The 19,642-nt window shown below is 37.0% G+C and carries 18 protein-coding genes and 1 tRNA gene; 8 read left to right on the top strand and 11 right to left on the bottom strand.

The window, feature by feature from the left end; all coding sequences use genetic code 11:
* Positions 1-11 precede the first annotated feature (11 nt).
* The 4 genes from porV to B2145_RS16895 all read left to right on the top strand — a co-directional run bounded on the left by porV (position 12) and on the right by B2145_RS16895 (position 4,537).
* A complete protein-coding gene (gene porV, locus B2145_RS16910; protein WP_291104933.1) occupies positions 12-1,181 on the top strand; it encodes a type IX secretion system outer membrane channel protein PorV in 1,170 nt (389 codons plus the stop codon).
* 79 nt (positions 1,182-1,260) lie between these two features.
* Positions 1,261-1,743, top strand: coding sequence for a cytidine deaminase (locus B2145_RS16905; protein ID WP_291104931.1), 483 nt, complete (start codon positions 1,261-1,263; stop codon positions 1,741-1,743).
* A 147-nt stretch (positions 1,744-1,890) separates the two neighbouring features.
* Complete coding sequence (pdhA, locus tag B2145_RS16900) at positions 1,891-2,889, top strand: pyruvate dehydrogenase (acetyl-transferring) E1 component subunit alpha (protein ID WP_291104928.1); 999 nt, start codon at positions 1,891-1,893, stop codon at positions 2,887-2,889.
* A gap of 7 nt (positions 2,890-2,896) precedes the next feature.
* Positions 2,897-4,537, top strand: a complete 1,641-nt coding sequence (locus B2145_RS16895) for a pyruvate dehydrogenase complex dihydrolipoamide acetyltransferase (RefSeq protein WP_291104926.1) — start codon at positions 2,897-2,899, stop codon at positions 4,535-4,537.
* Positions 4,538-4,600: 63 nt separating this feature from the next.
* Here the strand turns inward: B2145_RS16895 and B2145_RS16890 are convergent, their stop codons facing one another.
* The 7 genes from B2145_RS16890 to B2145_RS16860 all read right to left on the bottom strand — a co-directional run bounded on the left by B2145_RS16890 (position 4,601) and on the right by B2145_RS16860 (position 7,537).
* Entirely contained in the window at positions 4,601-4,921 is a 321-nt protein-coding gene (locus tag B2145_RS16890) for a DsrE/DsrF/TusD sulfur relay family protein (RefSeq protein WP_291104924.1), read from the bottom strand.
* Positions 4,922-4,938: 17 nt separating this feature from the next.
* Positions 4,939-5,211 carry a DUF302 domain-containing protein gene (locus B2145_RS16885; protein WP_291105061.1) on the bottom strand — a complete coding sequence of 91 codons (273 nt, stop codon included), beginning with the start codon at positions 5,209-5,211 and terminating at the stop codon, positions 4,939-4,941.
* Between the two features lie 176 nt (positions 5,212-5,387).
* On the bottom strand, positions 5,388-5,807 hold the full coding sequence (locus B2145_RS16880) for a DsrE family protein (RefSeq protein ID WP_291104922.1): 420 nt from the start codon (positions 5,805-5,807) through the stop codon (positions 5,388-5,390).
* Between the two features lie 13 nt (positions 5,808-5,820).
* Positions 5,821-6,387, bottom strand: a complete 567-nt coding sequence (locus B2145_RS16875) for a class I SAM-dependent methyltransferase (RefSeq protein WP_291104920.1) — start codon at positions 6,385-6,387, stop codon at positions 5,821-5,823.
* Between the two features lie 20 nt (positions 6,388-6,407).
* A complete protein-coding gene (locus B2145_RS16870) occupies positions 6,408-6,728 on the bottom strand; it encodes an ArsR/SmtB family transcription factor (RefSeq protein ID WP_291104918.1) in 321 nt (106 codons plus the stop codon).
* A 310-nt stretch (positions 6,729-7,038) separates the two neighbouring features.
* Positions 7,039-7,191 carry a hypothetical protein gene (locus B2145_RS16865; protein ID WP_291104916.1) on the bottom strand — a complete coding sequence of 51 codons (153 nt, stop codon included), beginning with the start codon at positions 7,189-7,191 and terminating at the stop codon, positions 7,039-7,041.
* A gap of 273 nt (positions 7,192-7,464) precedes the next feature.
* Positions 7,465-7,537: transfer RNA gene (locus tag B2145_RS16860), tRNA-Met, on the bottom strand.
* Positions 7,538-7,912: 375 nt separating this feature from the next.
* Between B2145_RS16860 and B2145_RS16855 the strand changes: the two genes are divergently transcribed.
* Genes B2145_RS16855 through B2145_RS16840 form a run of 4 tightly spaced genes read left to right on the top strand, consistent with a single transcriptional unit; the run spans position 7,913 to position 13,730 of the window.
* A complete protein-coding gene (locus B2145_RS16855; protein ID WP_291104914.1) occupies positions 7,913-9,013 on the top strand; it encodes an SGNH/GDSL hydrolase family protein in 1,101 nt (366 codons plus the stop codon).
* On the top strand, positions 9,003-10,382 hold the full coding sequence (locus tag B2145_RS16850; protein WP_291104912.1) for a sialate O-acetylesterase: 1,380 nt from the start codon (positions 9,003-9,005) through the stop codon (positions 10,380-10,382). The genes B2145_RS16855 and B2145_RS16850 overlap by 11 nt, the downstream gene beginning before the upstream one ends.
* A gap of 39 nt (positions 10,383-10,421) precedes the next feature.
* Positions 10,422-12,734: a beta-glucosidase BglX gene (gene bglX / locus B2145_RS16845; RefSeq protein WP_291104909.1), complete on the top strand. Its 2,313-nt coding sequence runs from the start codon at positions 10,422-10,424 to the stop codon at positions 12,732-12,734.
* A gap of 39 nt (positions 12,735-12,773) precedes the next feature.
* A complete protein-coding gene (locus B2145_RS16840) occupies positions 12,774-13,730 on the top strand; it encodes an aldo/keto reductase (RefSeq protein ID WP_291104906.1) in 957 nt (318 codons plus the stop codon).
* Between the two features lie 68 nt (positions 13,731-13,798).
* Here B2145_RS16840 and B2145_RS16835 read toward each other — a convergent pair whose 3' ends face one another.
* The 4 genes from B2145_RS16835 to B2145_RS16820 all read right to left on the bottom strand — a co-directional run bounded on the left by B2145_RS16835 (position 13,799) and on the right by B2145_RS16820 (position 19,617).
* Positions 13,799-15,793 carry a glycoside hydrolase family 97 protein gene (locus tag B2145_RS16835; protein ID WP_291104903.1) on the bottom strand — a complete coding sequence of 665 codons (1,995 nt, stop codon included), beginning with the start codon at positions 15,791-15,793 and terminating at the stop codon, positions 13,799-13,801.
* A gap of 31 nt (positions 15,794-15,824) precedes the next feature.
* Positions 15,825-18,119 carry a glycoside hydrolase family 3 N-terminal domain-containing protein gene (locus B2145_RS16830; RefSeq protein ID WP_291104900.1) on the bottom strand — a complete coding sequence of 765 codons (2,295 nt, stop codon included), beginning with the start codon at positions 18,117-18,119 and terminating at the stop codon, positions 15,825-15,827.
* Positions 18,120-18,180: 61 nt separating this feature from the next.
* Entirely contained in the window at positions 18,181-19,476 is a 1,296-nt protein-coding gene (locus B2145_RS16825; protein WP_291104898.1) for a glycoside hydrolase 5 family protein, read from the bottom strand.
* A gap of 9 nt (positions 19,477-19,485) precedes the next feature.
* Positions 19,486-19,617 carry a hypothetical protein gene (locus tag B2145_RS16820; RefSeq protein ID WP_291104896.1) on the bottom strand — a complete coding sequence of 44 codons (132 nt, stop codon included), beginning with the start codon at positions 19,615-19,617 and terminating at the stop codon, positions 19,486-19,488.
* Positions 19,618-19,642: the final 25 nt, after the last annotated feature.

The raw sequence follows: 19,642 nt of genomic DNA, 5'->3' as shown, positions 1-19,642 counted from the left end.
TTTCTATACTAATGAAAAAAACATCATTGCTTTTTGTCTGTTTATTCATCGTTTCTTTTGTGGATGCACAGGATAGAGTTATAACTACAGGAGTTCCTTTTTTATTGGTTTCTGCCGATGCCAGAGCTGCTGGGATGGCGGATCAAGGAGTTGCTACATCTGCCGATGCTTTTTCGCAACAATGGAATCCGGCAAAATATGCTTTTTCAATAGATAAACAAGGTTTTTCGGTAAGCTACACCCCTTATCTTACTGATTTGGTCAATGATATCTCACTTGGACAATTAACCTATTATAACAAGGTCAATGAACGAAGTGCTTTTGCAGGAAGCCTACGGTATTTTGGGTTGGGTAATATTGAATTGCGTGAAACTGGGGATCCAAATGAAATCCCAAGGATAGTTTCTCCAAACGAATTTGCCTTCGATGGTTCCTATTCTTTAAAATTAAGCGAGAAATTCTCTATGGCTGTCGGGGCAAGATATATCCATTCTAGCCTAAAAGTGGCAACAGACACTGGCGATGCATCGCCTGCAAGTTCATTTGCCATTGATGTTGCAGGTTTTTATCAATCGGAAGAAATAGCCTATAATGAATTTAACGGAAGATGGAGAGTTGGATTTAACATTCAAAATCTAGGGCCAAAAATCAGTTATGACAATTCAGAATTTAGCAGCAACTTTTTGCCTGCCAATTTAAAAGTGGGTGGTGGTTTTGATTTTATACTTGACGATTATAATAAAGTAGCCCTTAGTCTTGAATTCAATAAATTATTGGTGCCCACGCCACAAAACCCGGATTTGAATGGCGACGGGACGATTACACCTGAAGAAAGGGCACAGAACCTGAATAATTATCGTTCTATAAGTTGGACATCCGGAGTTTTCAAATCATTCAGTGATGCTCCAGGGGGTGTCAGCGAAGAATTGAAAGAAGTTACCTATGCCATTGGCGCCGAATATTTGTACCAAGACTCCTTTGCCATGCGTTTGGGTTATTTTCATGAAAGTCCGTCAAAAGGAGCCAGAGAATTTTTATCCCTTGGAGCAGGATTCAAATATAATGTGGTAAAAGTTGATCTTTCCTATTTATTCTCGGCATCAAAAGTAAAAAACCCTTTAGAAAATACGCTGCGTTTTTCTCTTACCTTTAATTTTGGAGACAAGTACGCTGAATATTAGCAGTAATTAATTTATAACTAGGAATCCAAATTTTTCCCGATCCTCGGGATTGAAATTTGGATTTTTTTCCGTAAAAATAATGAAAAATATAACTATCACTACCCAGTTTTCCGTTTTCGATTCGGTTCAGGAATTACCAATTGACATTCAAAATTTAATGGAACAGGCCGTTGCCGTCAGAAAAAATGCTTACGCTCCCTACTCCAAGTTTAGAGTTGGCGCCGCACTTTTATTGGATAACGGAAAAATAGTTTTAGGTTCAAACCAAGAAAATGCTGCTTATCCTTCGGGGCTTTGTGCTGAGCGTGTTGCCGTTTTTCAGGCAGGATCAATCTATCCTGAAGCAAAAATTTTAAAAATAGCAATTACTGGAGCTTCAGATATCAACGAAACGACTACTCCCACTCCTCCTTGCGGTTCCTGCAGACAATCGATAGCCGAATATGAAACCAAACAAGGAACACCAATTGAAATTTATTTCATGGGAGAATTGGGCGCTATTTACAAATCGGAATCCCTAAAAAACCTGCTTCCTTTCCTGTTTGTTAAAAACTTCTTGTAAAAAAAACAAAAATTGCCTTTTAAATTTTAATGCTTCCTTGGAATGTCTTATTTTTGCAACCTGCAAATTTGGGGAAGGAAACTATTTTTGCGTGAGTCGGTTACAATAACCAAACACAACAACACTTTAGCAAAAAAAATAATTCAAATGAAAGAAGTTACAAAAGAGGTTTATTTAAAGTGGTATGAAGACATGCTGCTTTGGAGAAAGTTTGAAGACAAACTAGCGGCATTATACATACAACAAAAAGTTAGAGGATTTCTACACTTATATAATGGTCAAGAAGCCGTTCTGGCAGGTGCATTGCACGCCATGGACTTGACAAAAGACAAAATGATTACCGCATATAGAAACCACGTTCAGCCCATAGGAATGGGTGTGGATCCAAGACGTGTAATGGCTGAACTTATGGGGAAAGTTACCGGGACTTCAAAGGGAATGGGTGGCTCTATGCACATATTTTCAAAAGAACATCGTTTTTATGGAGGTCACGGAATCGTTGGTGGACAAATTCCTCTAGGAGCCGGATTAGCTTTTGCCGATAAATATTTTGAAACTGGTGGTGTTACAATGACCTATTTTGGCGATGGTGCATCACGACAAGGTTCCTTGCACGAAGCATTTAATATGGCTATGCTTTGGAATCTTCCCGTTGTATTTATTGTAGAAAATAACGGTTATGCTATGGGAACTTCTGTAGAAAGAACCGCAAATCACCCTGACATTTGGAAACTTGGACTGGGATACGAAATGCCGTGTGGTCCTGTTGACGGAATGAATCCAGTAAAAGTGGCCGAAGCAATGAGTGAAGCTATCGAAAGAGCGCGCAGCGGTGGCGGACCAACTTTTCTCGAAATGAAAACCTATCGTTATAGAGGACACTCTATGTCAGATGCACAATTATACCGTTCGAAAGAAGAAGTGGAAGAATACAAAAAAATTGACCCGATCACTCAAATTTTAGACGTGATTAAAGATCAAAAATATGCGAGCGAAGCAGAAATCGAAATAATCAACCAAAGGGTAAAAGATTTAGTGGAAGAGTGTGTGAAATTCGCCGAAGAATCCCCTTATCCTGAAATACAACAATTATACGACGTGGTGTACGACCAAGAAAACTATCCATTTACACCTCATAAACTATAAATCAATTATGGCAACAATTATTAATATGCCTCGTTTGAGCGATACAATGACGGAAGGAACGGTAGCGGCTTGGTTAAAAAAAGTAGGCGACAAAATCAATGAAGGCGATATGCTTGCCGAAATTGAAACTGACAAAGCAACCATGGAATTCGAATCCTTCAACGAAGGAACACTTTTATACATTGGCATTCAAGCCGGAGAAACTGCACCAGTAGATTCTTTATTGGCAATTATAGGAAACGAAGGCGAAGATATTTCAGCCTTGTTGGCCGAAAAACCCGCAGAAGCTCCTGCAAAAGAAGAAGCTCCAGCAACAGAATCTAAAAAAGAAGAAATAGCTACTCCATCATCAGCAACTTTACCTAAAGGAGTTATCGTGGTAACCATGCCTCGTTTGAGCGATACCATGACCGAAGGAACTGTGGCGACTTGGTTGAAAAAAGTGGGAGATAAAGTTGTGGAAGGCGATATTCTTGCCGAAATCGAAACCGACAAAGCAACAATGGAATTCGAATCCTTCAACGAAGGGACTTTATTATACATAGGAATTCAAGAAGGACAATCTGCTCCTGTTGACAGTTTATTGGCCATCATTGGACCAGAAGGAACGGACATCAGTGGCATTGCCGAAAATTATAAAACAGGAGGAGCTGCTCCTGCTGCAGTTGCAACCGAAGAAACAAAATCGGCACCAACAACAAATGTCACCCTGAGCGCAGTCGAAGGACAAGAAGCATCAACTGACGGACAACGAGTTTTGGCTTCACCATTAGCAAAGAAAATTGCAGATGAAAAAGGAATCCAATTGTCACAAGTGAAAGGTTCTGGAGAAAACGGACGAATCACTAAAAGTGATGTCGAAAACTTTACGCCACAAGCTGCTGCTGCACCAACAACTCCAAGTGCTGCACCAGCCAAAACTGAATCTGCAGCTCCAGCTGCAAAACCTTATGTTCCAGCAGGACAAGTTGCAACCGAAGAAATCAAGAATTCGCAAATGCGTAAAATCATTGCGAAACGATTGGCAGAATCGTTGTTTACTGCACCCCATTACAACTTGGTAATTGAGGTAACAATGGATGAAGCTATGAAATCAAGGGCAATTATTAACAGCGTCCCAGACACCAAAGTATCTTTTAACGATATGGTGATTAAAGCGAGTGCAATGGCTTTGAAAAAGCACCCAAAAATAAATTCACAATGGAGAGAAGATTCCATTCTTATCAACTATCACGTGAATATTGGTGTTGCTGTTGCCGTTGAAGATGGATTAGTTGTTCCTGTATTGCCATTTACTGACGGGATGAGTTTATCTCAAATTGGAACAAGCGTAAGAGATTTGGCTGGAAGAGCGAAAAACAAAAAATTACTGCCTACCGAAATGGAAGGAAGTACTTTTACCATTTCAAACCTCGGAATGTTTGGCATCACCGAATTCAACTCTATCATTAACCAACCGAATTCAGCCATCCTTTCAGTAGGAGCGATTGTAGAAAAACCGGTTGTTAAAAACGGACAAATCGTGGTAGGAAACACAATGATATTATCACTAGCTTGCGATCACAGAACTATTGACGGTGCAACCGGAGCACAGTTCTTGCAAACATTGAAACAGTTTATTGAAAACCCAGTGACGATGCTGGCGTAATAGCTGGCTAATTTATATATGAATCCCGTTTCTTTTGAAAAGAGACGGGATTTTTTATTTTCATTAAAATGTCACAACTTTATCAGCCCAAATTACAACATTTACACAATCCACCATAGTTGAAATAGGACACGCTTCTGTACTATCCAATTGTCGTGATTTCAAACAAGTGCCACAAGCAAGTATTTCGCCTCCTGCGTTCACGTAATTCTTAAGCTGTTCGTCAACATTGTATTTTTCGTGAGTCAGCCCTTCACATTCAACGGCTTCACCCATTAAAAATAACTTAACTTCGTGACCTTGCTTTTTGGCAGTTACGGCAAAACGAAAAGCATTCCACGCTTTTTCGTATTCTTTTGTTTCGAGGATAATTCCGATTTTCATAATTTATATATTTAAGGTTATAATATTTGTTTCATTAATAATTTTAAAGCACCAAAAAGAGAAGTTGCTTCTTTATAAAATTCCTTATTGGAGCTAACTGCTTTAAGCATTATTTCCATATTCATTGTTGAAATTACAACCTTGCCATTATCTTCATAAATTGCAATTCTACAAGGCATAAATATTGAAAAGTGAGGATAATCAGTAAGCATCGCAGCAGCAACTTTGGCCTGACAGATCTCATAGATATATACTTTTCGTTCAATAGGGAAACCTTTACTTTCAACAATTTCGTGATGGACATAAGTTTGAAGCAGTGCGAATTTTTTTTCTTCACAGGCAGCAGGAACTTTTTCTGTTATTTGCTCGATTGACTTATTACTTAACTATTTTATAAATAAACATATCAATCATTTTTTCGGGTGGCATAAATGTATTTACTAATTGCTTTATCATAATTATTTAATTAAAAGGTTAATACTATTTTATTTTTCCTGATTAATTCATAAAGATCTTTCATTGACGAAAATTTACAAATGGTAGGGGAAGTATTATTTCGGCTTTGTAAGCAAGTGCCACATCCAAGTATTGTACCTCCACTGTCTAATAATTTTTTTACTTGTTCATCAACATCTTTATTTTCTTTAACAAGTTTATCGACTTCCACTCCTTTACCAAGAAGAAAAACAGAGACTTCGTCGCCTTCTTTTTTAGAATAGTTTGCCAAACGAAGTGCATTCCATACAGTTTCAACATCATTGGAATATACTACAATCCCAATCGATGTTGGATCTAATTTAGGAGAAACAGTTGCAGTAGTGCAATTTTGACTAAAGACTTGAGCTCCGCTTAAGAGTAAGAATAATATAAAAATATTTGATTTCATATGGACAATAAATTTAAAGTTTAGTAATTAGTATCCCAAAATGATAGGGTTCTAGAGTTAATTCTTTTGTAATGGTAAAACCGGATTCTACTGCCCATTGTTTGCATTCATCGGGTGTAGACCGGAAATCTAAATGTGGACCACGAGGAGTTGGCATGTCGCTTCGCCAATGAATTATACCTGCTTTCCCTCCTGTTTTTAATATCCTAAATATTTCATTAAGGATTTGATGTGGTTTGTCGTGATGCAATAGGTTGAAAAGCATTACATAATCAATTGAATTGTTATCTAGCCCTGTACCTTCTACGATAAAATCTTTTAGATGTAAATTAATATTTTTTATATCCAGTTGGTCAATCTTGGTTTGCAATTGCAAAATCATATCGGGGTCAATATCAAATGCGTCAATTTTGCCTTTAATCATTTGGGATGCTGGGATGGTAAAAGTTCCAAAACCACTACCTAAATCGATAACGCTATCTAAATCAGCCGTAATGTCCATTTGCCTCAAAATCAGTTCTGGGTCGAAAAACTTCGACCACATTGTCTCCTCGGGCATACCGCTATCTCTTACTTTCATAATCGATCTATTTGTATCAATTAATAATTTTTAATGAGTTCGTGGTTTTTTTTCAGGTTTTCTATCAACACTTCCCGCATCATACGACAGGCAATAGCAATTTTTTCGGTTGACAATTTGAAATACATATTCAATCCTTCTTTACGTTGTGAAAGAATCCCGCTTGAAACCATCAATGATAAATGTTGAGATAGATTAGATTTCATAACCCCTGTAATTTCTTGAATCTCACCAAAAGTCATTTCTTTATCATTGAGAATATCTATAATCTCAATTCTTATGGGATTAGCCAAAGCTTTACATATATTAGAATGTAAAACATAAATCGTTTTGTCCTTCATATTTTATGCTCTTGATAGTTTAGTAGTTTACAAATGTATAAACTATTAAACAAATAATCTTCATTTTAGAAAAAAAACCTTTTGTAGAACTTATGCACAATTTACAAAGTAGCGAAGTAATTATTTAGTATCTGTACCAAATTCTTATTACTGGTTGGTCATAGACAAAACCAAGTAGCGCAAAAAAACAACTAACAGAAACACAGAATATTTTAATAAGGAATAATCCCGCTTATCTTCATTTTTTAAATTTTACCTAGATCAGCCTTTTAGTCCCTTAACATAAAATAGGCAATAAAACCTGCCGCTATTAATGCAATAAAATATCCCGTCCAGACATTTCTGCCTTATATTCTTTTTCATATTGATCAATTAATTCCCCACTAAACCCTTTTATAATCCAGAAGAAAAAGCCTCCCATCCAAAGTGAAGTAGGCTTTGCAGCGAATAGTTCTTTTGCCATTTTATTAGTGTATTAAATCTTCCTATTCTTCTCCTCAATCCAACGCGACATATATTTTGTGCTTGTCAAAGTGTGATGCTGCAATATTGCGCCCATAAAATTACGCTATCGATGTTATTTTAAATGGGTTTGTGATTTTAAAATATACTGAATGAAATCATCCGCAAACAGGGATTTCAAATAGCGTTTTTTGATTATTCGAAAACTATTTTCTTGGATTTGCTAAATTCTTGGCATAAAAAAAAGCCACTCATTTCTGAATGGCTTGCTTCGTAGCGGGAACAGGACTCGAACCTGTGACCTTCGGGTTATGAGCCCGACGAGCTGCCTACTGCTCTATCCCGCGTTGTTTCGGGTGCAAAGATACGACGAATTTTGACAAACACAAGTGATTTATAAAAAAATGTTTGTGTTTTCTGTATTGAGCTGACGGGATTGCACTTATCAAAAGGAAAATTGAATACATTTTTCAGAACGACTTTTGTTAATTAATTTTTATTTCAATGTAGACGCGTTTCTCAAATTATGGTAGTTCAAAATAATTCAATCGTTTGCTAAAGACTTTTTGCCAATTGTGAGGCGTCTCCTTTCCTGTTTTACCCCAACGTATATTTAAACTCTCTTAAAACCAACAAAATGTATTTTTTTAATTATAATTTGATATTTTAGTATCTTATTAAGGTTATAAAAAAATTAAATTTACATTAAATAATTCAAAAAAATGATTTCCAAAAAAATACACCTATTAATTTTATTCTTCTCAGTTTCTTTAATTTGTTCTGCTCAAAAAATCGAGACAAAAAAACTTTATTTTACGTATTCGGGAAGAGTTGAGCACCTCAATGGAAATAATGTGATTTTGATTGGGTCAGCCTCCTCTATTTCATTCAATTTTAAAGGAAATTCATGTGCCATTTCATTGCAAAGCGTAGATTTAGTTGAACATCACAATTATGTTTCATTGGAACTGGATGGTAATTATATCGGAAGATTGAAAGTGGAAAAAGGCGAGTTGAAATCATATTCAATTACAGTTTCAAAAAAGAAAAAAACACATCATCTCTCGATTTATAAATCAACGGAAGCTTCTAACGGCGGTGTTTTATTCAGCGGAACCACAGCTCACTTGACTAAAATTTCTACTGAAAATAAAAAGAAAATCGAATTTATAGGAAATTCAATTACCTGCGGATACGGCAACGATACCGCAGCAATTCCTTGCGGAACGGGAGAATGGTTTGATCAGCATAATGCGTATTTAGCCTATGGCCCCATCCTTTCAAGAAGATTGAATACTGATTTTCTGTTGAGTTCCGTTTCCGGAATCGGGATGTATCGCAATTGGAACGATGAGCATATTGACGAGGCAATAATGCCTGAGGTTTATGAAAATTTGTATCTGAATAGAACCAATTCAAAACCGTATGATTTTAGTTTTCAGCCGGATTTAGTCAGTATTTGTTTAGGAACAAACGATCTTTCTGATGGAGATGGAAATAAGGCGAGATTACCATTTAATGAAGATAAATTTGTTTCAAACTACATTGATTTCATCAAGACGGTTTACAATCATTCTCCAAAAACCAGAATAGTTTTATTAAACAGTCCGATGGTTTCGGGTGCTAAAAATGCAACTTTGATAAAATGTTTAAACAAAGTGATTCAAGCTTTTGAAAACGACAAACAGCATAAAACCATCGCTTTATTTGAATATAAACCGATGACTCCACACGGTTGCAATTCGCATCCTGATATTGAAGACCACAAGCTAATGGCTGACCAGTTAACCCCTTTTTTAAAAAATTTACTAAATGAAAAATAATATTTTAAAATTTCTTTTTTTTCTAATGATTTCCAATTCCATTATGGCGAATATTACGCTTCCAAATGTTTTTTCGAATAATATGGTTTTACAACGCAATTCCGAAGTCACCATTTGGGGTTGGGGAAATCCAAACGAAGAGATTAAGTTAAAACCCAGTTGGAATAACGAAGAATATACCGTAAAAGCCAATAATCAGGCGAATTGGCAAATTAAAATTAAAACGCCCGATGCTGGTGGACCTTATACTATTTCAATAAAAGGGAACAACGAAATCCTGCTTAAAAATATCCTTATCGGGGAAGTTTGGATTTGTTCTGGACAATCCAATATGGAAATGTCTGCAAGTTGGGGAATTGAAAACGGTGATTCAGCGATAAAAAATGCCAATAATCCCAACATCCGGTTCTTTAATATTCCCAAATTATCCGCCACCACACCACAAAATAATGTATCAGGAAACTGGACGGAATGTTCTCCTGAAACTATGAAAAATTTCAGTGCTGCGGCTTATTATTTCGCCAAGCGATTGCAGGAAGATTTAAAAAATGTTCCAATTGGTTTGATTTCTTCCAGTTGGGGCGGAACACCTGCTGAAATCTGGATGCCGGAAGAAGTTATTCAAAACGATGCTGTTTTACTGGAAAGTGCCAAAACACGAAAAGAGGAAACGTATGGGCCAAACCAACCAGGACGCGCTTTTAATGCGATGATATATCCTTTGGTGGGATTTAAAATTGCAGGTGTGATTTGGTATCAGGGCGAAAGCAATGTTGGTTCAACTACCTACGTTAAAACATTTTCGGCTTTGATAAATTCTTGGCGAAAGTTGTGGAATGACGATTTTCCGTTTTATTTCGTTCAAATTGCGCCTTACAATTATGGTGAAGATCATTTTGGAGGTGTAATCATTCGCGATGCGCAAAGAAAAACGTTGCAAAATGTACGCAATACGGGGATGGTCGTGACAAGCGATATTTCGATGATTGACGACATTCACCCAAAGGACAAAAAAACGGTTGGAAATCGATTGGCTAATTTGGCTTTGGCCAATACCTATAAAACCAATTCTGATTTGGTAAACGGTCCGCTTTACAGAGAGATTAAATTAGATAAAAACAAAATTTCCGTTTATTTCGATTATGCGGACGGATTGCATTTTACAACAAAAAAATCAAATCAATTTGAAATAGCAGGAGTTGACAACGTGTTTTATGAAGCGGTTGCCGTAATCAAAAACAACATTGTGATATTGAAATCTGACAAGGTAAAAAATCCCCAAAAGGTTCGTTTTGCTTGGAAAAACACAGCACAATCCAGTCTTTTCAATAAAGCCAATTTACCGGCATCGTCCTTTATAACCGAATAACCATCAAGCTTCGTTGGAAGTAAAATAAAAAAATTAACTATGAAAAATAAAAAATTAATTATCACAGGGATTTTCACCCTGATTACCATTGGAACTATGAATGCACAGAAAAAGCCTTATTTAGACAAAACGAAACCTATTGAAGAGCGCATTGATTTGCTGATGAAACAAATGACTTTGGAGGAGAAAGTGGGTCAGATGAACCAGTACAACGGATTTTGGGAAGTGACGGGGCCGGCACCAAAAGGCGGAGATGCAGCACTAAAATATGAACATTTGCGAAAAGGCTGGGTAGGCTCGATGCTTTCCGTTCGTGGTGTAAAAGAAGTGCGTGCCGTACAGAAAATTGCTATGGAGGAAACCCGTTTGGGAATTCCGTTAATTATAGGTTTTGATGTGATTCATGGGTATAAAACCTTGAGTCCAATTCCGTTGGCGGAAGCGGCGAGTTGGGATATGGAAGCGATAAAAAAATCGGCTAGTATTGCTGCCGATGAAGCTTCGGCATCGGGAATTAACTGGACTTTTGGTCCCAATGTAGATATTTCCCACGATGCCCGTTGGGGACGCGTGATGGAAGGTGCGGGCGAAGATCCGTATTTAGGAAGTAAAGTGGCGATTGCCAGAGTAACGGGTTTTCAAGGCGACAATAAAGAAGATTTGTCTAAAATAAATACCATTGCGGCTTGCGCCAAACATTTTGCCGCCTATGGTTTTGCGGAAGCCGGCAGGGATTATAATATGGTGGACATTAGTAATTCAAGATTGTATAATACGGTTTTACCTCCATTTAAAGCGGCAGCAGAAGCTGGAGTTCGCACGTTTATGAACTCGTTTAATCTTCTGAATGGCGTTCCCGCAACCGGAAACAGCTTTTTGCAGAGAGATATTTTGAAAGGCAAATGGAAATTTGACGGATTTGTAGTTTCGGATTGGGCTTCGGTTCGTGAAATGCTGGTGCACGGTTATGCAAAAGATGGTGCAGACGCTACGCTTAAAGCCGTAACGGCGGGTTCAGATATGGATATGGAATCGCATTTGTATGTGGCAGAATTAGAGAATTTAGTTAAAGAAGGAAAAGTAAAAGAAGCCTTGGTGGACGATGCCGTTCGCAGAATTCTAAGAGTGAAATTCGAATTGGGATTATTTGATAATCCATATAAATATTGTGACGAAGCGAGAGAGAAAGCCACCATTGGAAACAAAGCCAATAACGACGGGGTTTTGGACATGGCCAAAAAATCGATTGTGCTTTTGAAAAACGCTTGTCCGCCGGGGAGGAAAGAGAATTTGCTTCCGCTAAAAAAATCAGGACAGAAAATTGCTCTGATTGGTGCTTTGGCAAATGACAAAAATAGTCCGTTGGGAAGTTGGAGACTTGCTTCCGATGACAACACTGCAGTTTCTGTTTTGGAAGGTATGCAACAATACAAAGGAAATCAATTGACTTATGAAAAAGGTACTGATTTAACCATAGGGAAAACTGCTTTTATAAATGAATTGGTTTTCAACACCACCGATAAAAGTGGATTTGAAGCTGCCAAAAAAGTAGCAGCCAGCGCTGATGTAGTTGTTATGGTTTTGGGAGAACACGGTTTTCAAACTGGCGAAGGAAGAAGCAGAACCAATCTTGACTTGCCGGGAAACCAACAGGAATTATTGGAAGAAATCTACAAAGTAAACCCGAATGTTGTTTTGGTTTTAAACAACGGAAGACCTTTGACGATTCCTTGGGCAGCGGAACATATTCCTGCCATTGTTGAGGCTTGGCATCTGGGAACACAAACCGGAAATGCAGTAGCCCAAGTATTGTATGGCGATTACAATCCGAGTGGAAAATTGCCAATGTCGTTCCCAAGAAATGTGGGTCAGGTGCCAATTTATTATAATAATTACAGCACGGGAAGACCTACAAATGACGAGAAAAACGTGTTTTGGTCGCATTATACCGATGTTGAGAAAACACCACAATATCCTTTTGGATTCGGATTGAGTTATACCACTTTTGACTATAAAAATTTGAAAATAAACAAAACCAGTTTCGCTAAGGGTGAACCGGTTCAAGTTTCGGTTGACGTTACCAATTCGGGAAATTACGACGGAAAAGAAGTGGTGCAACTTTACATTCACGATGATGTAGCGAGTTTGGTCCAACCCGTAAAAGAACTAAAAGGCTTTGAATTAGTCGACTTGAAAAAAGGAGAAACTAAAACGGTTACCTTAACTTTGACAGACAAAGAGCTTGGATTCTATGACAATGACGGAAATTATTTGGTAGAGCCTGGAACTTTCAAAATTATGGTGGGCGGAAGCTCTGACAAAGGTTTGGAAAGTGGTTTTGAGATAAAATAATCTTTAAATTTTCAATATTTAAATCTTTAAATTGATAAAATGAAATACAACAGATGCGGGAAAAGCGGCTTATTGCTGCCACAAATTTCTTTGGGATTATGGCATAACTTCGGTTCAGTAGATAATTTTGAAAATGGGGAAAACATTGTCAAAGAAGCCTTTGACAAAGGAATCACCCATTTTGATTTAGCCAATAATTACGGTCCGATTCCGGGTTCGGCAGAAACCAATTTTGGCAAAATCCTGAAAAATAATTTTCAGGGGAATTTACGAGACGAAATGATTATTTCGACCAAAGCAGGGTATAAAATGTGGGAAGGTCCTTATGGAGAATGGGGTTCCAGGAAATATTTATTATCGAGTTTAGACCAGAGTTTGAAACGAATGAATTTGGATTATGTCGATATTTTCTATTCGCACCGTTTTGACCCTGAAACGCCTCTAGAAGAAACAATGATGGCTTTGGATTATGCAGTGAGAAGCGGAAAAGCATTATATGCAGGAATTTCCAATTATAATGCTGAACAAACAAAAGAGGCAACTGAAATTCTTAATCGTTTAGGAACGCCTTGTTTGATTCATCAAGAAAAGTATTCTATGTTTGTCAGAACGGCTGAGAAAGGACTACTTGATGTTTTGGAAGAAAAAGGTGTTGGTTGTATTGCTTTTTCACCTTTGGCACAAGGGCTTTTGACGGACAAATACCTACGAGGAATTCCTGAAAATTCTCGTGCTTTTAATCCAAATGGTCATTTACAAATGGAAGAAGTGTCTGAAGAAAAAGTTCAAAAAATAATTGCTTTGAATGATATTGCAAAAGACAGAAATCAATCTTTGGCACAAATGGCATTGGCTTGGTTGTTAAAAGACAACCGAATTACTTCAGTATTGATTGGAGCCAGTTCAGTGAGTCAATTGAATAATAACATTGACAGTTTGCAAAATCTGGATTTTTCTCAAGAGGAGTTGAGCCAGATAGAACAAATTTTAAAATAAATAGTTTTGAAATAAACAAAAAAAGGGACAGTTCAAGAACTGTCCCTTTTTTTATCAATAGTTTTATCTTAGTTTTTTGGCTCTATAATGGCTGATAATCCGCCGCCGCTTGCCAAACGAAAAGTCATTTTTGTAGTTGCATCAACAGACACTTTTTCTTTTTTATAATCAACAGCAGCTTTATCAGCATTAATACCATCCTTAAAGAGCTCGGCTTCAAATGTTTTTCCTTTCTCTAAAAACGAAAAATCGATTGTGATTTCTCTGGCATCCCAATTGGTGATTGCACCTAAATACCAATTGTTGGCTTTTTTTCTTGCCATAACTACATAATTTCCGACACTTCCATCCAGTGCGATGGTTTGGTCAAAAGTGGTTGGGATTTTGGCAATAAAATCAGCACATTCTTGTTCTTTCATATAGGCCGTTGGACTGTCTGCCATCATTTGCAAAGGAGCTTCAAAAATGGTATATAAAGCTAACTGATGACATCTTGTACCTTGACTCATCGGATTCACACCATCAGGTTTATAACTACTTTTGTTGGCGTTACGCATCGCGCCTGGCGTATAATCCAATGGACCAGCCATCATTCGGATAAACGGAATCGTACAATCATAAGTTGGCACGTCATCATTAGGAGTCCATTTACTATTTTCCAATCCTTTTACACCTTCAAAGTTTAGAATATTGGGATATGTTCTTTGAATTCCAGTGGGTTTGTACATCCCGTGAAAATCCAACAAAAGCTTATTATCTGCAGCAATTTTTGCTATTTCATATAAGGAGGCTACCATTTTAGCATCATCTCGATCCATAAAATCAACTTTGAAACCCTTCACACCTTGATTGGCATAGTTTTTTAAAACCGATTCCGTGTTTTTTGTCAACGCATACCATGAAGCCCATAAAATAATGCCCACCTTTTTTTGTTTTCCATAATCAATGATTTCTTTGACATCGAGTGCTTTGTTTAAATCCAGCAAATCACCGTCAGCACTCCAACCTTCGTCTATGATTATGTATTCTAAATTATTTGCTGCGGCAAAATCTACATAATATTTATAGGTTTGGGTATTGATTCCTGCCTGAAAATCGACGTTGTAAATATTCCAGTTGTTCCACCAATCCCAGGCCACTTTTCCGGGTTTAATCCAGCTTTCGTCAGCAATACGTGACGGTGAGGCTAATTTCTGGACTATATCATTATTAGCCAAATCTTTGTCGCTTTCGCTGATAACCAAAACTCTCCAAGGAAAAGTTCTTGTTCCTTTTGTAACTATCAGATAATCGGCTCGTTTTGTTACAATTCTGTTGATGTTATTGTAACCGCCATTTGCTTCTTCTAATGGAAATTTTGCGAAATCACCCACAAAACTGTTTGTTTTTGTTGGATTTGGATGTACAAACATCCCTGGATAATCTTCTAAATCGGCTTCCAAAAAAACTGCTTTTTTGTTGTTTGGATATTGCGTTAAAAATGGTAAAAAAGCCAACGCATCTTTTTTGAATTCAGATATTTTTTTTTCTTCATACAAAGCTTCAAAAGAGGAAATGTATGGATCTTTAGGATTTCTTAAATCCCGAACATAAGGCATTAAAGTGTTGTAATCTTTGTCAAAATTCAAAACCACTTCTTCTGATTTTACGGTAATATCTTTCTTCTTTTTGGTAATAAATCGATAAGCTACACCGTCATCAAAAGCACGGTATTCGATGCTGAAATCGCCTTTGAAATTCAATAGCAATTGATTGTAATTACTTTCGACTGACTTTTTTTTGTAAAGTGGAGTTTCAAATGAATTTTTGATACTTTTCTTTTTTGAATTTATAAGCGTTGGATTTTTGCCTAATATTACGCCTTCATTTAGAGTCATAGACATTGGAGAAGCACTCAAAATAGTTCCTTTTTCGTGAGTAATTGTCCAAGTTATCTTATCAGAAAGAGCAATATTGATTTCTATTTTTCCATTGGGTGAAACCAATCGAAAGTTTTGTTTCTTTTGGGAAAAAACAGGGCTAAAAAGAAATAGCGTAAGGAGTACGGTTATTGTTTTTTTCATTGTTTTGAAAGTTTTTTTTTTTATAATGATGTTAGTTTACTGTAAATACTACCGTTTGTACATTGACCGAATTAGGGCCTACCATTACTTTAAAATCTCCTGATTCCAATACTTTTTGAAGCTTATAGTTGTAGAACATTAATTTTTCGGGTGTGATGATAAAGGTAACATTTTTGGTCTCGCCAGCATCAAGTTTTACTTTTGCAAAATCTTTCAATTCCATAATTGGCCTGGAACCCGAACTGATTACATCTCGAATATACAGTTGTACCGTTTCTTCTCCAGCTACTTTTCCAGTATTGGTAATAGGAATTGTTACTGTGATATTTTCTGTTTTGCTAATTGTGGTTTTATCCAAAGTTGGTTTTCCATAGCTATAAGTCGTATAGGATAATCCAAAACCAAAAGGAAACAATGGTTCGTTGACTTCATTTACATAACTACGCATTCTGCTGGGTTGACGGTCATAGTAAGCAGGCAATTCACCCACAGATTTTGGCATAGTGATGGCCAGTTTTCCAGAAGGATTTACTTTTCCGAATAAAACATTTGCCAACGCCTGTCCACCTTCTTGTCCCAAATAAAAAGCCTGAAGTACACTAGGAACATTTTTCTTGATCTCATTAATCGCCAATGGTCGCCCACCAAATAGCACAGCCACAATCGGTTTTCCTGTTGCCAATAATGCGGTAACCAATTCGTTTTGAAGCCCAAGAAGTTCTAGGCTGGTTCGGTCTCCCAAATGGTTTTCGCCCCAAGCTTCTCTACAGAAAGACACTGTTTCACCAATGGCTAAGACGATGACATCGCTTTGTTTTGCCACTTCCACCGCTTCTTGAATTAATCGTTTGTCATCTTCTACTGCATTTGGGGTATGTACTTCGTTTGCCGAAAACGAAGATTCTTCTAATGCGAGTTTACATCCTTCGGCATAGGTTACTTTAAAATCTTCGCCTGCATAAGCGATTAATCCATCCAAGACATCAATTCCATGACGTGGTTCGGCTGAATAGCCGCCAAAATGTGCTCCTTTTGCCAAGGGACCAATAACAGCCAATGTTTTTATTTTTTTGTTGTCAAGAGGTAAAAGGTTGTTTTCGTTTTTAAGCAAAATAATTGCTTTTTCTGCTGCTTCCAATGCTAGTTTTTTATTTTCAGGCGTATTGGTTATAGTTTTCATTTTGGCGACATCAGCATACGGATTATCAAACAGACCCATTTCGTATTTGAATTTCAAGAATTTTCTCAACGATTCATTTACATATTTTTCTTCTAATCGACCAGATTTCACCAATGTATCCAATGCATCATAAGATCCTGTATTGAATTGTAAATCCAAATCAATAGTGTTTTCTATGGCTATTTTTGCAGCTTCACTATCTGATTTTGCAAAGTAATGCAATACATGGATTTGTTCAATTGCACTTTGGTCAGAAGTGATAAATCCTTTAAAACCCAATTGCTTTCTCAAAACATCTTTAATCAACCAAGAATTGGCATGATTGGGAACCCCTCCAATTTCGTTGTACGATGGCATTAAACTTACAGGATTGGCATGTTTGATTATATATTCAAAAGGAAACAAATCATTATTCATCAAATCATAATTTGAAATATTGATAGGTGCAGTATTTCTTCCACCTTCAGGTTGTCCATGTCCCACAAAATGTTTTAAAGTTGTAGCAACGTGATTGCGGTCTGGTTTGGCGCTGTGGCCTTGAAAACCGTTTACTTCTGCGTTTCCCATTATGGCTACTAAATACGGGTCTTCAGAAAACATTTCTTCTGTTCTACCAAAACGAGGCTCTCTTGCCAAATCCAGATTTGGCGAATACACTTGTACTACGCCACGACTGCTGGCTTCTAGAGCCGCTACGGTATAAATACGCTCAGCCAATTCAGGATCCCAAGTACTTCCTAATGCAATGGCTTGTGGAAATACAGTGGCACCTCTTGCCATATAGCCGTGAAGTCCTTCTCCTATGAATTCGATTGGAATTTTTTGACCTCTAGAAGTACTCCATTTTTGAAATGAGTTGAGTACTTTGATATAAATTTCAGGTTCCAAATTAACGTCTAGGCCCATACCTCCAATGCCATTTGGATAATATTTGGTCAAACTATCGGTAATCATTTCGCCATTTTCTTTCATAAATTTCTTAAATCCATCAAAAGAGCGAACTTGCAATTGCATCTTTTTTTCTTGCAAGGTCATATTGCTAATTAAGGCATCGACTTTGGTATCAATATCAGATTTTATTTTGGTTTGAGCCAAGGAAGAAATACTTATCAAAAGGCTAAGTAGTATGGTTAATTGTATTTTCATATTTATTGGTTTTAATTATTTATATAAAAATGCCGCTATATTAAAACAACGGCATTTATAATTAATTTTTTAATATTATATTGAATTTTTTCACAATGTCCAAAGTGGATTTATCCGAAGAAAAAACACTGTTCAAACCTTGCGGTTCTTGCGGTGGATCAGTAGTTAAAGGATCACCTAAACTCCACTTACCGTCTTTATTTACGGCTCTACCTTCTCCTCCAAACCCCCAAAAGTTAACGGCTTGTAATGGACCATTGTTCTTTTTGCTTTCTACAATTCTATTAAAAATATACTTGTAAAAAATATTCCTGTTTGCAACTGATGACTCAGCAAGTAGGCTTTCGTTTTCTCTTGGCAAACCAAATTCTTCTATAATAATTGGTCTTTTTAAATGATTGGCGACGGCAATATGAAGGTCAATATATTTTCCGGCATTTTCTAATGTGATTGGCAAGGTTTTTTCGGTATCATCGGCTTTGTACCAATTCCAGTTTTTTGGCCAGATGTGCATCGTTAAATAATCGATGTTCGGATTTTTATGGGTTCTTTCAAAAATTTTCATATCATCGTTCGAACTGTTTTTGCCTTCAGAACCTGTAGAAATCAAATGGTATTTGTCTAAACTATCGATTAAATCGACAATATTGTTGAGCCACGCCGTGAATTTAGCTTCGTTTTCTGGCGTAAAAGTTCGGGGTTCGTTGCCTACTTGCCAAGCCATAATGGTATTGTCCTCTATATATTTTTTATGGGAATACGCATTGGTTCTTCCTATAATAAATTTCACGTGGCTCGCCAATGCTTCCATACAAGGTTCGCAACTATGGAATTTTTCGGTATAAGACATAAACTGCGGCCAAGTATTCGGAGCGATATTCGGAATCGGAATAGCACCTTTACCGTTCCATTCCAGATATTGTGACATTCCGCCAGACCATTCCCAGTTGTTGGTTATATATAAAACGGCGTACATTTTGCGTTTGCCCATTTCAGCAATCAAAAAATCAAGGCCGTCTAACAAGTCTTGGTTGTATTTTCCTTGTTCGTATTGCAAAGCGGGACGAACGGTATAATCATAAGTACCGCCGTCACCACCAACTAAAATCCTCAGATTATCAATGCCGTTTTTTTGCATCAAATCCAGTTCGCGAAGTAATCTTTTTCTATCTCCTACTTTCTTTGAACCCAGTAAACTCCCATACCAGTAATTTGTTCCAACATAAGAATAAGGCTTGTCGCCCTTAAAAAATTGGGTTCCTTTAACTGTAATTCTTGGCTGCGTTTTTTGTGCAGAAGCAACAGTTGACGCAAAGAAAAAAAGGAACAGTGCTAAAGTTAAAATTGAATATTTCATTTGTTTTTATTAGTTAGGTAAAACATACATTTTTGGCAACGTATTTATTAAAACTGATTTTGGTTTGGTTGCAAAACTCGTGAAATCAGCTGCGTTTGTTGCGGAGGGTGTTGGCACATAATAAGCGGTATTATAAATCACAATCAAATTATTTTGTTCAAATGCA

The sequence above is a fragment of the Flavobacterium sp. UBA5153 genome, from assembly GCA_002413745.1.
GTDB lineage: Bacteria > Bacteroidota > Bacteroidia > Flavobacteriales > Flavobacteriaceae > Flavobacterium.
Note: the sequence above shows the minus strand (reverse complement) of the source record. Positions and strands in the feature narration are given on the sequence as shown.